This is a genomic window from Parapusillimonas granuli (genome assembly GCF_013416525.1).
In the GTDB taxonomy this organism is placed as follows: domain Bacteria; phylum Pseudomonadota; class Gammaproteobacteria; order Burkholderiales; family Burkholderiaceae_B; genus Parapusillimonas; species Parapusillimonas granuli.
The window spans coordinates 72,820-87,266 of the sequence record NZ_JACCEM010000001.1; the positions used below are offsets into that span (position 1 = coordinate 72,820).

Consider the following 14,447-nt stretch of genomic DNA (forward strand, 5'->3'; position numbering starts at 1 on the left):
CCCAGGGGCGCCGATTTGAAGACAAACGGGCATTTTACTCCGGCCCTTCCGGCCCCGGCGCGCGGGCGGCGGGGGCGTCCCAATATCGCCGGTGCATGCTGAATCGCCTGCGCCAGGCGAGCGGCAGCGCGGGGTAGCGCTGGCCGAGCGCATAGCCGGCCATCTTCAAGGCGTTGTGCAGGCAGGCGCGGGGTATCCACAGCGGGGCGTGGCGCGCCAGGTAGCGCAATTCCGACAGAATGTAGCGTTTACCCTCGCCGCCCGCGCCGCCGAAGGCCTGCCGGATCCAGGCTTGGTCGCGCTGGAAAACGCCGATGTCGAAATAGCGCCGGAATTCCTCCAGCGGGCCGTAGTTGTGGGAATGGCGGACCGCCGCGTCGGCCACGTAGGCGATCTTGTGGCCGGCCAGGGCGGCCCGCGCCGCGAAGTACATGTCTTCGCTGACGATGCTTTTTTCCGGGAAGCCGCCCAGTTCGCGAAAGACGGCATGGCGATAGGCGGCGAAGGAATTGGACGCGAACACCGCCTTGATGCCCAAGACGTCGCGGTCGGCGGCGCCCGCCACGTGGGAGCGCGCCGGGTAATTGAACGTGCGCGCATGGGCGGCCAGCGGGTTGGCGTCCCGGTGGGGCAGCTGGCGTCCGTAGGCGACCGCCACGCCGTCGTCGTCGAAGGCCCGCAGCAGGCCGTCCAGGGCGTGCGGCGTGTCCAGCACGGCGTCCTGGGTCAGGAAGACCAGGATGTCGGGCTCGGGCCCGATGCGGGCCGCCAGGTTGCGCGTGCCGCCGTGGTCGAAGGCGGCGGGGTCGACGCCACGGACCTCGAACCCGTGCCGGGCCGCCACGCCGGCGGTGTCGTCCGCCGAGGCGGAGTCCATGACCAGGACGTCGACGCGGGCGCGGCCGGCGGCCACCGCGTCGGCGATGGCCCGGGCGCAGGATTTCCAGATTTCCCCGCCGTTGCGCGTGGGCACGATGAGCCTGACCCGCGCGGCGCGCGGCCCCTCGGCGACGTGTTCAGGGCTGGCCATTGATGAAGCCCTTGTAGATCGTCATGGCGATGATCTTCAGGTCCAGGCCCAGCGACCAGTTGTCTATGTACCAAAGGTCGTGCTCCACCCGCCGCACCATTTTTTCCAGCGTGTCGGTCTCGCCGCGATAGCCGTTGACCTGGGCCCAGCCCGTGATGCCGGGCTTGACCTTGTGGCGCTGCATGTAGGATTCGACCATGTCCTTGTAGTATTCGTTGTGGGCCAGGGCGTGCGGGCGCGGCCCCACGATGGACATGCGCCCCTGCAGCACGTTGAAGAACTGGGGCAGTTCGTCCAGGCTGGTGCGCCGCAGGAAGGCGCCCAGGCGGGTGATGCGCGGGTCGCCGTAGTGCGCCTGGGTGACCTGGCCGGTGGCTTCTTCGTGGACTTCCATGGAGCGGAATTTATACACCTTGAAGCGCCGACCGTTGATGCCCATGCGGTATTGCTTGAAAATGACCGGCCCGCGCGAGGTCAGCTTGATGGCGATGGCGATGAACAGGCAGACCGGCAGCACGAAGACGGAAATGATGCTGCCCAGCACCAGGTCTTCCAGCCGCTTGACCAGGCGCGCCGGGCCTTCCATGGGGCTGCGGCTGATGTCCAGCGTATACAGGCCGGCGATGGTGCTGACGCGATGGTTCAGCAGCGGCAGGTCGCCCAGGTCGGGCAGGTAGCGGATGTCCACCGTCTGGTGGCGCAGCGCGTGCACCACGTTCTTGATGGCCTCGCCTTCGTTCAGGGGCAGGCACAGCCACAACTCATGGGCGCCGCAGGAAGTCACTTCGGTGACCAGATGCCGTTCCCATTCCGTGCCCCGGCCCAGGCGCAGGACCTTGACGACGTCGTAGCCCTGTTCGGGCAGCTCCGCCTCGCGCTCGCGCAGCATGATGGCCGCGTCCCCGGATTCGACGACGAGCACTTTCTTCAGGTTCTTGCCCCTGGCCCGCAGGCTGCGCAGCAGCACATAGACCGAGACCCGGAAGCTGGTGACCAGCGCCAGCGAAATGACCAGCGATGCGCCCAGCCAGATGCGGGAATAGTCCTCGGCCACCTTGAGCAGGACGGCCAGGCTGGCGATGACGGCGAGCGCCAGCAGCCAGCCGGTGTACATGCGGTTGAGCTGCTGGATGAGATGGCGGCCACGCCAGGACAGATAGGTGCCCAGCAGCAGCTGGCACATGACGACGGTGCCGGCAATGACCAGTGTGGCGGTCAGGTAGTGCTGGGACATGTACCAGAACCCGAAGCGCAGGTAATGCGCGGCGTAGCTGCCCAGCACGATCAGCAAAAAATCCATCACGCCGGCCAGGAACGCCACCGGGTAGCGCTCCGCGAGGGTCGGCACGTAATGTATTTGAGGCTTCATGCTGGAATTGTATCCTGCGCGGGTCAGGCGCCGTAGCCTCCCAGCCGTTTGCGCACGCCGTGCCACAGGCCCAGCAGCATCATTTTCAGGCCGGCCAGCTTGTGCCGGTCGATGAACACATTGCTGAGGAAACGCACCGGCAGGCCCGCAGCCAGGCGCTTGCGCCAGGCCGGCGACACATAGGGCTGGCGGATGAAGTAGATGGTGTTGCGGAAGTAGTAGTAGCGGCGCAGCGGCGGGTAGCACAGCAGGTTGACGCCGAACACCCGCACGGGGGGCGCGTCCGACATCGCGTGGCCCATTTCCTGGTCCAGGCAGACGAACAGGCGGTAGCCGGCGGCGCGCGCGCGAAAGCACCAGTCGGTGTCGGTGTAGTCGACGAACAGGCCTTCGTCGTAGCGCAGGCCTTCCCGCCAGGCCCGCAGGTTCACCAGCATGCCCGAGGTGATCAGCACGTCGACCTCTTGCAGGCCGGCGGCGGAATCGGCGCCTGCGCCGTCGGCGGCAATGACCTTGATGGCCCCGTCCTGTTCGCGGTACATGGGGAATTTCTTGACGGTGCCTTCCCGCCTGTCGTAGAAGCGGGGCCCCACGGCCGCGCAGCGTACGCCCTGGCCTCGCAGCGACAGATGCGCCTGCAGCAGCCGCGGAATGAGCCCCGGCGGCAGTTCGCTGTCTTGATCGAAGGTGGCCACGTGCGTACAGCCCTGGCTAGCCGCGAATTCCATGCCGGCGTTCAGCGCCGCGCCCAGCCCCGCATTGCCGCCCATGGCTATGTAGTGGATGCGCGCGCGCTGATCGGGATCATGGCCGAGGATGCCTTCCGCGCCGCCGTTGTCGACGAAGACGACCGTATCCGCCTGGGCCGGCAGGCCGGCGAGCAAGGCGTCCAAAACCGGCATGTCGGGCATATACCCGACGACCAGCGCCGCGACGCGCGGCGTATCATGCGTCATAGAAGGCTCACAGAGACCAGATATGCCAATGTTACAATATTGGCCTTCCAATGCGGCGCAACAGACCACCACGATATGAAGATATTGTTATTCGGCAAGAACGGGCAACTGGGCTGGGAACTGCAGCGCAGCCTGGCGCCTTTGGGCGAACTGGTGGCGCTGTGCCGCCACAGCACGGAGTTCTGCGGCGACCTGCAGCGCCCCGACGCCCTGGCCGATACGGTCGAGCGCATCGCGCCCGACGTCATCGTCAATGCCGCCGCCTATACAGCCGTGGACCAGGCCGAGGCCGAACCCGAAATCGCCCGCGCCGTGAATGCGCGGGCGCCCGCCCTGCTGGCCCGCCTGGCCAGTGAACGCAAGGCCTGGCTGGTGCACTATTCGACCGACTACGTCTTCAACGGCGGCGGCGACACGCCCTGGCGGGAAAGCTGCCCGACCGCGCCCATCAACGTCTACGGCCAGACCAAGCTGGAGGGCGAAGCCGCCATCCAGGACTCGGGCTGCCGGCACCTGATCTTTCGCACCAGCTGGGTGTACGCGGCCAGGGGCGGGAATTTCGCCAAGACCATGCTGCGCCTGGGCCAGGAGCGCGATACGCTGACCGTGATCGACGACCAGGTGGGCGCGCCCACCGGGGCTGACCTGCTGGCCGACGTTACCGCGCACGCGCTGCGCGCCGCCGTGCGGGAACCGGCGCTGGCCGGCCTGTACCACCTGGCGGCGGGCGGCGAAACCTCGTGGCACGGGTATGCCGCCTTCGTGCTGGAACAGGCCCGCGCCGCGGGCGTGGAGCTCAAGACCGCGCCCGGCGCCGTCTTGCCGGTGGACAGCAGCGGCTTCCCGACGGCGGCCCGGCGGCCATTGAACTCGCGGCTGGACACGCGCAAGCTGCAGGAAGCTTTCGGCCTGCACCTGCCCGACTGGCGGGTGGGCGTGACCCGCCTTTTAACCGAAATCCTGGACAAAACATGACACAACGCAAAGGCATTATCCTGGCCGGTGGATCCGGCACCAGGCTGCACCCGGCAACGCTGTCCATCAGCAAGCAGTTGCTGCCGGTGTACGACAAGCCCATGATCTACTACCCGCTGTCCACCCTGATGCTGGCCGGCATACGCGACGTCCTGATCATTTCCACCCCGCAGGACACGCCGCGCTTCCAACAGCTGCTGGGCGACGGCAGCCAGTGGGGACTGAACCTGCAATACGCCGTGCAGGAAAGCCCGGACGGCCTGGCGCAGGCCTTCATCATTGGCGCGGACTTCGTCGGGAATGATTTGTCCGCCCTGGTGCTGGGGGACAATATCTATTATGGGCACGATTTCCACAAGCTGCTGGGCAGCGCCATGCAGCGCACGGAAGGCGCGTCGGTGTTCGCCTACCACGTGCATGACCCGGAGCGCTACGGCGTGGCCGAATTCGATACCGAAGGCAAGGTCATCTCGCTGGAAGAAAAGCCGGCGCGGCCCAAGTCCAATTATGCCGTCACAGGGCTGTACTTCTATGACCAGCAGGTGGTCGACATGGCGCGCAGCCTGAAGCCCTCGCCGCGCGGGGAGCTGGAAATCACCGACCTGAACCGCCTGTACCTGCAGCAAGGGCAGCTGAACGTGGAGCTCATGGGCCGCGGCTACGCCTGGCTGGACACCGGCACGCACGAGTCCCTGCTGGAAGCCGGGCAGTTCATCGCCACCCTGGAAAACCGCCAGGGGCTGAAGGTGGCCTGTCCGGAGGAAATCGCCTTCCGCCGCAAATGGATAGACGCGGCGCAACTGGAACGGCTGGCCCAGCCGCTGACCAAGAACGGCTACGGCCAATACCTGCTGCGCATCTTGAACGAATACGTGCTATGAACGCCCAACGACTCGACATCCCCGACGTGATCCTGCTGGAGCCCAAGGTTTTCGGCGACGACCGCGGCTTCTTCTTTGAAAGCTTCAACCAGGCGCAGTTCGACGCGGCCGTGGGCCGCAAGGTGGGGTTCGTGCAGGACAACCACTCGCGCTCCGCGCGCAATGTGCTGCGCGGCCTGCATTACCAGATCCAGCAGCCGCAGGGCAAGCTGGTGCGCGTGGTGGCGGGCGAAGTCTTCGACGTGGCGGTGGACTTGCGCAAGAGTTCGCCCACCTTCGGCAAATGGGTGGGCGCGGTGCTGAGCGCGGAAAACAAGCGCCAGCTATGGGTGCCCGAAGGTTTCGGCCATGGCTTCGTGGTGCTCAGCGAGCACGCCGAATTCCTGTACAAGACCACCGACTACTACGCGCCCGCGCATGAGCGCTGCATCGCCTGGAACGACCCGGACCTGGCCATAGACTGGCCCATGCGCGGCGAGCCGATATTGTCCGCCAAGGACGCGCAAGGCCTGCCGTTGGCCAAGGCGGAGGTATTCGCCTGACAGGCCTTCATGGGGTGGCCGCCGCCACGGCGAACGCCCGGATCACGACAAAACGCTTCAACTTACTGCAAGATAGTATCTAATTTCGTCAACTTGTACGATACTCCGGCTTGTCACAACTACTGAGTGACATAATTCCCTATACGGAGGCACTATGTTGACACGTTGCACATTGTTGTTCCCGTCGTTCTTCTCCTTTGTTGCCGTCCTGCTGTTCAGCGTCTTCTGCCAGCGGGCGCTGGCGGGCCAGCATACCGGCCCGCCACCAGGGCCGGAACCCGGCAACCCCTTGAACTGGATCACCGACGAGGCGCAATTGGGCTTACCCGATGCGCCTCTTGTCTTTTCGGGCGAGCCTTTGCGCGTCGGCGCAAGCTTCAGCACGGCGCGCCTCGTCGCCATAGACCGCGACGCCCACATCGAAGTGGCCGGCGGCGCCCGGCTGGAACTGGCCGGCACCGTGTCCAGCCTGGACGGCTCGGAAGGCCGGCTGGTGAAAACCGGCGCCGGCACGCTGGCGCTTTCCGCCGACAACAACTACCTGGGCCATACCCGGCTGATGGCCGGGCGGCTGCAGATACAGGGCCACAACGCGCTGGGCGGCGGGCTCTCGTCTTTGTGGATGCGCCCGGGCACCACGCTCAGCTATGCCGCCGGCACGGTGCTGAGCAAAAGCATACAGCTCGATCCCGGGCAAGCGCCGGACGACCCGGCTCCGCAGGCGGCGCTGCTGCACGTGCCGCAAGGGGTGGCGACCCAGGCCGGCGCCATCGTCGGCCCCCTGCCCCTGGTCAAGCAAGGGTCGGGCACCCTGGTGCTGGCGGGCTCCGCGCACGCGGCGGCGGGCCTGGACGTGGAGGCCGGCACGCTGCGCAACCTGATGATGATCAACGGCCCCGTCACCGTGCGCAGCGGCGCGCGCCTGGAAGGCGGCGGCTCCATGGGCGCCACCACGGTGCAGGGCGGCGCCACCCTGGCTCCCGGCGCGCCGGCGGCATCGGGCCGCCCCGGTGCGATCGGCACCCTGGCGGTGGCGGGCCGGCTGCACCTGCTGCCCGGCGCGGAACTGGCGGTCAAGGTCCTGCCCGACGGCGGCTCCGACCAGGTCATGGTGGTGGGCAAGGCCTTGCTGGACGGCCGGCTGTCGGCCCTGGCCGGTGAAGGCGACTGGCGGCCCAGCACCCGATATACCGTCGTGCATGCCCTGGGCGGCTTCGAGGGCACGCGTTTCGAGTCCGCCGGCAGCAATCTGGCCTTCCTGGACCCGGAGCTGAGCTATAGCGACGACGATACCCGCGCTTTCCTGACCCTGGTGCGCAACGACACCCGGCTGGACGAGGTGGGCGACACCGAAACCGAGGACGAAGTGGCGGTTGTGATCGACCCGGTGAAACCGGTGACGCCGGTGCGGCCGGTGGAGCCCTTGCCGCCGATCGAGCCGGTGGCGCCCGCGGCCCCGCCGGACGCGACGGAGACGGATGTGGATATTCCTGTGGATGACCCTGTGGTCATCGTTGTGGACAGCGAGCCCGAGGCCATACTGCATGACGAAATCCTCGTCATGACCGCGCCCGAGGCGAAAACGGCCTTGCGCCAATTGTCCGGCAGTTGGCATGCGTCGCTGCGGTCCGGCATGCTGGAGGACAGCCGCCACATCCGCGAAGCGGCGCTGCGCCATCTGGGCCGGGGCGAGGGCCATTGGCTGCAAGGCTGGCATTCCAACGGATGGCGCGGCGCGGCACACGGCACGCCCGCCGACTGGCGCGACCTGCACGGGATGGCGCTGGGGTCGACGCGCAACCTGGCCGCCCACTGGCGGGCGACCGTCTTCCTGGGCGCCCAGCGCGGGGATTGGCGGCGCCATCCCGCCACGGCCCATGCGCGCATCGACGGCGTCCACGCCGGCATCGCCCTGCTGAAGGAACTGACGGTCACGGACCTTGCCGTGGGCGTGGCCAAGACCTGGAACCGCGTCCAGGCATCGCGGTCGGTGTCGGCGGGCGGCATGCATTATGCGCTGGCCGGCGTGGGCCACGGGTATACCTTGCAGGTTTTCACGGAACTGGCGGCGCCGCTGCGGCGGCTGGCGAAGCTGCACCGGCATCCGGCGCTGAAGGGACTGACCCCGTTCATACGCGCGGCCTGGGTGCGCGACAGCCTGCACGGCTACGACGAGCGCGGCGGCGCGGCCGCACTGACCATGCTGCGCGACCGGCGTTCCGTCGTGTTTACCACCCTGGGCGTGCAAGCCGACTATGCCTTGCAAGGCCCGAAGGGCGCAATGCGCCTGCAAGGCGAGCTGGCATGGCGCCACGCCGGCGGCGACACGCACGCGCGCTCGCAACAGTATTTCAGGGACGGCACCCGCAGGCGCGTGTTCGCCTCCGAAGGGCAGGCCATTGCGCGCCAGGCATGGTCGTTGAAGCTGGGCCTGGAGGGCGATTTGGGGCGTGATCTGCGGCTGAGCGTCGGCTATGCCGGGCAGTACGCGCGGCGGCAGAAGGATCATGGGTTGCGGGTTGCGGTGGCGTGGGTGTTTTAAGGAAGGGTTGGTGAAGAGGCTCTACGCGATTGTGGGTGCGGCCAGAGCCTGATTCCTCTTGCGGATTCTCCTGCTCTTCATACCGATGCGTTGCCTTTGCCAGGGAGAATAGATACAATTCCACAATTTAAGTAACAAAACGATCATTTATGTTGTTTGTAGCAACAATTATTGCGCCCCAACTGCTTCATCCCATAACCATGCGGGTAGCGGGCGATAGGCATCATTAAATCGATCCGGTAGGATACAGAATCATGGCAACTCTGCCTGCATCCGTTCTTTTCAACCCGGTTTGGTATCTAAACCGGAACCCCGACGTAGCCGCGGCGGTGCGCCTGGGGCACACTACCGCCGAACTGCATTTCGAACTTCATGGAAAAGCCGAAGGCCGCGCGCCTGGCCCGCTATTCAATCCGCAAGAGTACCTGGCAAAAAACCCGGACGTAGCCGCCGCTGTCAAAGCGGGCGAGATCTCCGCCTTTGACCACTTCGTCCTGTATGGCGCGGCCGAGGGCCGTTCGCCATCGAGCATATTCGACATCAGCTTCTACCTGTCGCAGAACCCTGACGTGGCCGCCGCCGTGGCGGCGGGGTACATCTCCGCCATCCAGCATATTTTGCTGTACGGGTTGGCCGAAGGGCGGCAACTGCTGCCTTTCCTGAACCTTAAGGGCTACCTGGATGCAAACCCCGACGTCGCCGAAGCCGTCCGGAACGGCCAGACCGATCCGCTTACCCACCTGCTGCAATACGGCATCGCCGAAGGACGCCCGCTGAGCAACGGCGTGAGCCTGTCCCTGTTTGCCGCGGACCCCGCCTTCAAGGCGGCGATCACCGAAGGCCGCTACGAAGATGCGGTGGCCATCGTCGGCAAGGTCGCGCCCTTCCTGCCGACCTTCACGCCGCCCACTGGTTGGGTTCCCGCCGCCAATACCCCGATCCCCATCGACTTCGTCCCGCCCAAAGGCGTCAAGCTGATCGTGCCGCCTTCGGTGACCGTGCCTCCGGATGTCGTTTTGCCCGATACCGTCGAGCATGAAACGCCCCCTGCACCCGGGCCCACGATCACGTTCACGGTGACCGAAAGCGGTTCTGCGCCAACTGTGGCAGTCGCCTTCGAGCATGCGAGCTCCACGATCAGTGTTGTGGAAGAAGGCGGCAAGCTCAAATTCACCAGCGGCTCGACTTCGATCAGCACCACCGCCGACGCAGCGGGTATCGGCATTATTCATGTGCCTGCTGGCACGACGATGTCCGGCGCGGTCGGTGTACTCGGTGGCAAAGCAATTTCCGGCGGCGGCAACTTGACGCTCGTCGGCCCGTCCACCGTGGCACAGGTCGCGGGTGTTGACTTCAGCGGTGTTGCAGGCGTGGTGATTTACAGCATCACTGACACCTGGGCCCATGTCCAACCTGAGCTGGACGACGATCTGATCACGGATGCTGCCGCCGTCAGCGTCACCGATGCTGTTACGCTGGATATCGCCGGCTTTAACAATCTGCCCCCCACTCTCACCTTCACCGGCGGCTACCGCATCAGCGACACCATCGACGCCGCTCATAATAAGAACTTCAGCGATGCCGTTTGGGCAGGCATCAAGGGTGTCACGCTGGCTGGCAGTGCCGGTGATCAAACCGTCACGGGTTCCGCGTTTGTCGACCAGATCGCCGGCGGTGATGGCGCCGACACGCTGTCTGGTGGCGATGGAAACGACACGCTGTTTGGCGGTGCGGGCAACGACATCCTGATCGGCGGCAATGGGATTGATAAATTCCTCTTCATCGCAGGTGCTGACGCCACCGCTGCAGCCGTCGCGGCAGCCAACGGTGCCGACACCATCACCGATTTCAAGTCGAGCGATGGCGACATCCTGGATGTGGCTCAGTTGCTTACTGGAGTGAGAAACTTCATCAAAGGTGATTTTTCAACGCTCTCCGGAAGCATTGGCAATTACAACATGGCCGTCATCACGGATGCCCAGAACGTATCGGGTAATGCGCTTGCCGCAGCTGATGTGGACCATTTGGCATACTCGGTGAGTAATCACGCGGGTTCCGGCATCCTGGTGTTCAACAACAACGGCGCCGTCCAGATTTGGTACGACTCCGCGATGGGTGCGCACCGCGGGGGGAGCGACGTAGTCCTCATCGGCACGATCACGACGGCGAACGCCGCCGCCGACCTGGCGGCGCTGACCGCCTTCAACTTCGGCTGATCCTTCCCCGGAGACGCCGCCTGCCAGCACTGCCGGGCGGCAAGTGCCTGAATCCGGCGCAACGCCGGATTCAGGCGTTTTTGGGCACGCAGACACCTCTAATACAAAAACCCGGCTGCGCTATGGAGCAAACACCTGCTCGATGGAATCGGCATCGATAAAGTTCAGAGACCAAACCTCCAGTTCGGAAGCGCTGCCTGTGTGGATGCGCTGAACCAAAGTGTCAGGCAAGGGGCCGAATTTGTGGATCAATTGACGCTCCAGCAGCGCTGCTTGGCCAGACAGCTCGCCTTGCCGCAACCCCTCCAGGATCCCCTCGCGCTTCCACTGCCGGGCCCACATGCCCGGCTTCTCACTGATCAACATGACAAGCTCCTGCAAACTCGTGACCTGGGGCACCGCCTCTTGCGGCTGGGCCCGCGACAGCACCAGGTGCTGGATATAGGCGGCAAGGCTGCGGTTCAACTCCTCAAACCCCTCCCCTTGCACCGCGTCCATCAAAGTGTGCAGTATTTCCGGGATTTGCTCAATGGCCGTGCTGTGCTCCAGCCGAAAAAGCAGCCCCGCCAGGTTCGCATCGGGCAGGCCGCCCGCGCGCAGCAGCGCGCCTTCGTCGATCAGCACGTAGCGACTGCAACTGGTAGTTGGACAAGTCAGGCGCCGTCGCCCACGCGCCGCTGCAGGCGCTCGGCCACGTACTGCGTGTTGACCTCGCGCAGGCCCGCCCAGTCCAGGTCCCGCAGCCAATCGGCCTCCAGCACGCAGGCCAGCAGGTCGCGCAGCATCTGGTGGTGATGGAACACGCGCCGGTAGGCGGCATCGCGCTCGCTCATGGCGGCCTCCCTGAAGTGAATGTCAGGAGACCATCATGGCTTGGATCACAGCGCGGGAGTGGCTGCGGCGGATGGAATGGCCACTGCGGGAACTACCCGGTCGTAGCAAGCTCTAGCCGTGTCAGGCCGCGCCATGCCACGGCCCTGAAGCCAAAACCACGCCCGCAAGAGCATCAAGAATCAAGCCCCAACGCCCAGCCGCTCGCGCTGATAGCTGCCGTCCTGCACGCGGCGGCTCCATTCCATATTGTCCAGATACCATTGCACGGTCTTGCGCAAGCCGGACTCGAACGTTTCCCAAGGCGCCCAGCCCAGCTCGCGCTGGATCTTGCCGGCATCGATGGCGTAGCGCAGGTCGTGGCCGGGGCGGTCTTTGACGTGGGTGATGAGGTCGGCGTAGCGCGCGACGCCCGCTGGCTTGGCGGGGGCCAATTCTTCCAGCAGCGCACAGATGGCGTGCACCACGTCTATGTTCTTCTTCTCATTATGCCCGCCCACGTTGTAGGTTTCGCCTACCTTGCCCTGTGTAACCACCGTGTACAGCGCGCGGGCGTGGTCTTCCACATAGAGCCAGTCGCGCACCTGGTTGCCCGCGCCGTATACCGGCAGGGGCTTGCCTTCCAGGGCGTTCAGGATCATCAGCGGGATGAGTTTCTCGGGGAAATGGTAGGGACCGTAGTTGTTCGAGCAGTTTGTGACCAGCGTGGGCAGGCCGTAGGTGCGCAGCCAGGCGCGCACCAGGTGGTCGGAGCCGGCCTTGCTGGCGGAATACGGCGAGCTGGGCGCGTAGGGGGTGGTTTCCGTGAACAGGTCTTCGGGGCCTTCCAGGTCGCCGTAGACTTCGTCGGTGGAAATGTGATGGAAGCGGAACCGCGCCTTGGCATCGTCGTCCAGCCCTTGCCAGTACTGCCTGGCGGCTTCCAGCAGCACATAGGTGCCGACGATGTTGGTTTCTATGAAGGCGGCGGGGCCGTCGATCGAGCGGTCGACGTGGGATTCGGCCGCCAGGTGCATCACCGCCTGCGGCTGATGCTGCCGGAAGACGCGGTCCAGCTCCGCACGGTTGCAGATGTCCACGTGTTCGAAGGCGTAGCGGTCGCTGCCCGCGATTTCCGCCAGGGATTCGAGATTGCCGGCATAGGTCAGCTTGTCGACGTTGACGACCGAGTCGCCGGTGTTGCGAATGATGTGGCGAACCAGGGCCGACCCGATGAAGCCGGCGCCGCCGGTAACGAGGATTTTCATGGACGCGTTCCGATGTGATTTGCTTTGAAGGGATTATAAAGAGTAAAGCCGCCCGATCGGCGCAGCGGGCACGCCGCGCGCTGAACCGCGCCCGCCCGCCGGTACGCCGGCTTCATTTCCTGAACAGCAGATAGCGCGCCGTCAGGAAATTGACCGACATGCCCGCCAGGCTGCCGGCCGCGACGCCCAGGACCAGGTGCTGGCGCACCACGGGCTGCCACAGGACCAGGGCGCTGTAGACGCCATAGTTGACCAGCCCGCCGGCCAGCATCAGGACCAGGTAGGACAGGAACTCGCTCTTGCGCGAAAGCGCCGAGGCACGGCCGCGGAAAGCCAGGTTGCGGTTGATGAGCCAGGTGGCCAGCACGGCCGCCAGGAAGGAAAGCGCGCGGGCGTAGAAGGGGCCCATGATGCCCTGCAGCGCGTAAAGCACGGCGGTATCCACCATGAAGCCCACGGTCCCCGCCACGCCGAAGAGTATCGTTTCGCGCAGCAGCTTCACTACAGTTGGCAACACACTATGTCGTTCATGGGCGGTATTTTAGCGGCGCCGCCGCTACAATGGCGCGGTGCCGCAGCCATCACCATCATCGACCATGCAAAACCGACGCTTGCCGCAATTGACGGCGGTTTCCATTGAAACGCTGGGCGTGTTCCTGTTCTTTGCCCTGACCTTCGCCCTGCCCTCCGGGTACTCGTATGGCGCTTCCGTGCTGCTGCTGGGCGGGCTGGCGTTCGTCGCGCAGCGGCCGGCCATGTCCCTGTCCGCCGAGGACAAGGCCGTCGCCTGGGTGCTGGCCGTCTATTTCCTCGTTTCGCTGCTGAGCATCCTGTACCTGGACAACAGCACCAAGTCGCTGGATCAATCGCTGCGCTGCCTGCTCGCGATTCCCATATTGCTGTGGATGCTGCACGTGCCCTTTCAACTGGCCGCGCTGTGGGCGGGAACGGTGCTGGGTGTCGTGAGCTCGGTGGGCATCGCCGTCTGGCAGCTTTACGGCCTGGGCTACGACCGCGCCGAGGGGTATTTGAACATCATCCATTTCGGCAACATCGCCCTGGTGTTCGGCGTGTTCTGCCTGGGCGGCATGTTCTGGGCGGGCACGCAGGGCCGCAAGGCCTGGTGGTGGCGCGCGGCCTTCGTGCTGGGCATCGCCTGTAGCCTGTACAGCGTGGTGGCGTCGGGCAGCCGCGGCAGCTGGGTGGCCATGCCGGCGATCGCGCTGCTGTTCTGCGTGGCCTTCATCGATCGCCGCAACGCCTGGCGGGCCGGCATCGCCGGCGCCGTCGCGGCGGTGGTGGTGGCCGGGCTGTTCGCGATGCCCGACAGCCGGCTGAAGGCGCGTTACGATGCGGCCGTGTCGGACATCGTGCTGTTCATGCAGAAGGACGAGGCCGATACATCCATCGGGGCGCGTTTCGTGATGTGGGACGGTGCCGTCGAGAACATCTCGAAGCGGCCCTGGCTGGGCTGGAACGAGCAGGAATACGCCAACGAATTGCAACGCATGGTGGACGCGGGCGTGCTGGACGACGTGGCGCTGAAGTTCAGCGACAACCTGCACAACAATTATCTTCAGGCCTGGGCTTTCCAGGGCCTGCCCGGGCTGCTGGCGCTGCTGGCCTTGTACGCGGTGCCGCTGGCCGGTTTCTGCAGGCGCCTGCGCCACGCCGACATCACCGTCCGCACGCTGGCGTTTTGCGGTTCTTCGCTGGTGGCGGGCTATGTGTTCTTTGGCCTGACGCAGGTGATTCTACGGCGGAACAACGGGATCATGTTCCTGGTGCTGTCTTTGGTGATTTTATGGGCCGCCATGCGGCGCGCGGAAAAGGGCGGATCGCCCGGCGTTTGACCGCG

General features: G+C 65.4%; 13 protein-coding genes. 6 read left to right on the top strand and 7 right to left on the bottom strand.

What is annotated here, in order from left to right; genetic code table 11:
• Nucleotides 1-34 precede the first annotated feature (34 nt).
• Genes H0A72_RS00390 through H0A72_RS00400 form a run of 3 tightly spaced genes read right to left on the bottom strand, consistent with a single transcriptional unit; the run spans nucleotide 35 to nucleotide 3,355 of the window.
• Entirely contained in the window at nucleotides 35-1,030 is a 996-nt protein-coding gene (locus H0A72_RS00390) for a glycosyltransferase family 2 protein (RefSeq protein WP_180152791.1), read from the bottom strand.
• Nucleotides 1,017-2,399, bottom strand: a complete 1,383-nt coding sequence (locus H0A72_RS00395) for an undecaprenyl-phosphate glucose phosphotransferase (protein WP_180152793.1) — start codon at nucleotides 2,397-2,399, stop codon at nucleotides 1,017-1,019. The genes H0A72_RS00390 and H0A72_RS00395 overlap by 14 nt, the downstream gene beginning before the upstream one ends.
• A gap of 23 nt (nucleotides 2,400-2,422) precedes the next feature.
• Entirely contained in the window at nucleotides 2,423-3,355 is a 933-nt protein-coding gene (locus H0A72_RS00400; protein WP_180152795.1) for a glycosyltransferase family 2 protein, read from the bottom strand.
• A gap of 75 nt (nucleotides 3,356-3,430) precedes the next feature.
• Between H0A72_RS00400 and rfbD the strand changes: the two genes are divergently transcribed.
• From rfbD to H0A72_RS22290, 5 genes are all read left to right on the top strand, one after another.
• Entirely contained in the window at nucleotides 3,431-4,330 is a 900-nt protein-coding gene (gene rfbD / locus H0A72_RS00405; RefSeq protein ID WP_180152797.1) for a dTDP-4-dehydrorhamnose reductase, read from the top strand.
• Nucleotides 4,327-5,211: a glucose-1-phosphate thymidylyltransferase RfbA gene (rfbA, locus tag H0A72_RS00410; protein WP_180152799.1), complete on the top strand. Its 885-nt coding sequence runs from the start codon at nucleotides 4,327-4,329 to the stop codon at nucleotides 5,209-5,211. Before rfbD ends, rfbA begins: the two co-directional genes overlap by 4 nt.
• Nucleotides 5,208-5,753: a dTDP-4-dehydrorhamnose 3,5-epimerase gene (gene rfbC, locus H0A72_RS00415; RefSeq protein WP_180152801.1), complete on the top strand. Its 546-nt coding sequence runs from the start codon at nucleotides 5,208-5,210 to the stop codon at nucleotides 5,751-5,753. Before rfbA ends, rfbC begins: the two co-directional genes overlap by 4 nt.
• 154 nt (nucleotides 5,754-5,907) lie before the next feature.
• Nucleotides 5,908-8,295: an autotransporter domain-containing protein gene (locus H0A72_RS00420; RefSeq protein WP_180152803.1), complete on the top strand. Its 2,388-nt coding sequence runs from the start codon at nucleotides 5,908-5,910 to the stop codon at nucleotides 8,293-8,295.
• A gap of 254 nt (nucleotides 8,296-8,549) precedes the next feature.
• Entirely contained in the window at nucleotides 8,550-10,511 is a 1,962-nt protein-coding gene (locus tag H0A72_RS22290) for a calcium-binding protein (RefSeq protein ID WP_180152805.1), read from the top strand.
• Nucleotides 10,512-10,631: 120 nt separating this feature from the next.
• On the opposite strand, the gene H0A72_RS00430 is transcribed toward H0A72_RS22290, so the two are convergent.
• The 4 genes from H0A72_RS00430 to H0A72_RS00445 all read right to left on the bottom strand — a co-directional run bounded on the left by H0A72_RS00430 (nucleotide 10,632) and on the right by H0A72_RS00445 (nucleotide 13,106).
• Nucleotides 10,632-11,135: a DUF4351 domain-containing protein gene (locus H0A72_RS00430; RefSeq protein ID WP_180152807.1), complete on the bottom strand. Its 504-nt coding sequence runs from the start codon at nucleotides 11,133-11,135 to the stop codon at nucleotides 10,632-10,634.
• Nucleotides 11,136-11,164: 29 nt separating this feature from the next.
• Complete coding sequence (locus H0A72_RS00435) at nucleotides 11,165-11,344, bottom strand: hypothetical protein (RefSeq protein ID WP_180152809.1); 180 nt, start codon at nucleotides 11,342-11,344, stop codon at nucleotides 11,165-11,167.
• Between the two features lie 180 nt (nucleotides 11,345-11,524).
• Entirely contained in the window at nucleotides 11,525-12,589 is a 1,065-nt protein-coding gene (gene rffG, locus H0A72_RS00440) for a dTDP-glucose 4,6-dehydratase (RefSeq protein ID WP_180152811.1), read from the bottom strand.
• A gap of 112 nt (nucleotides 12,590-12,701) precedes the next feature.
• Nucleotides 12,702-13,106, bottom strand: a complete 405-nt coding sequence (locus H0A72_RS00445; protein ID WP_343060208.1) for a GtrA family protein — start codon at nucleotides 13,104-13,106, stop codon at nucleotides 12,702-12,704.
• A gap of 79 nt (nucleotides 13,107-13,185) precedes the next feature.
• On the opposite strand from H0A72_RS00445, the gene H0A72_RS00450 reads away from it, so the two are divergent.
• Nucleotides 13,186-14,442 carry an O-antigen ligase family protein gene (locus H0A72_RS00450; RefSeq protein WP_180152813.1) on the top strand — a complete coding sequence of 419 codons (1,257 nt, stop codon included), beginning with the start codon at nucleotides 13,186-13,188 and terminating at the stop codon, nucleotides 14,440-14,442.
• The last annotated feature ends 5 nt before the right edge of the window (nucleotides 14,443-14,447 follow it).

Bases quoted from the DNA above. Each gene is read 5' to 3' on its own strand.
- H0A72_RS00390 (WP_180152791.1), bottom strand. From the start codon at position 1,030: ATGGCCAGCCCTGAACACGTCGCCGAGGGGCCGCGCGCCGCGCGGGTC.
- H0A72_RS00395 (WP_180152793.1), bottom strand. From the start codon at position 2,399: ATGAAGCCTCAAATACATTACGTGCCGACCCTCGCGGAGCGCTACCCG.
- H0A72_RS00400 (WP_180152795.1), bottom strand. From the start codon at position 3,355: ATGACGCATGATACGCCGCGCGTCGCGGCGCTGGTCGTCGGGTATATG.
- rfbD (WP_180152797.1), top strand. From the start codon at position 3,431: ATGAAGATATTGTTATTCGGCAAGAACGGGCAACTGGGCTGGGAACTG.
- rfbA (WP_180152799.1), top strand. From the start codon at position 4,327: ATGACACAACGCAAAGGCATTATCCTGGCCGGTGGATCCGGCACCAGG.
- rfbC (WP_180152801.1), top strand. From the start codon at position 5,208: ATGAACGCCCAACGACTCGACATCCCCGACGTGATCCTGCTGGAGCCC.
- H0A72_RS00420 (WP_180152803.1), top strand. From the start codon at position 5,908: ATGTTGACACGTTGCACATTGTTGTTCCCGTCGTTCTTCTCCTTTGTT.
- H0A72_RS22290 (WP_180152805.1), top strand. From the start codon at position 8,550: ATGGCAACTCTGCCTGCATCCGTTCTTTTCAACCCGGTTTGGTATCTA.
- H0A72_RS00435 (WP_180152809.1), bottom strand. From the start codon at position 11,344: ATGAGCGAGCGCGATGCCGCCTACCGGCGCGTGTTCCATCACCACCAG.
- rffG (WP_180152811.1), bottom strand. From the start codon at position 12,589: ATGAAAATCCTCGTTACCGGCGGCGCCGGCTTCATCGGGTCGGCCCTG.
- H0A72_RS00450 (WP_180152813.1), top strand. From the start codon at position 13,186: ATGCAAAACCGACGCTTGCCGCAATTGACGGCGGTTTCCATTGAAACG.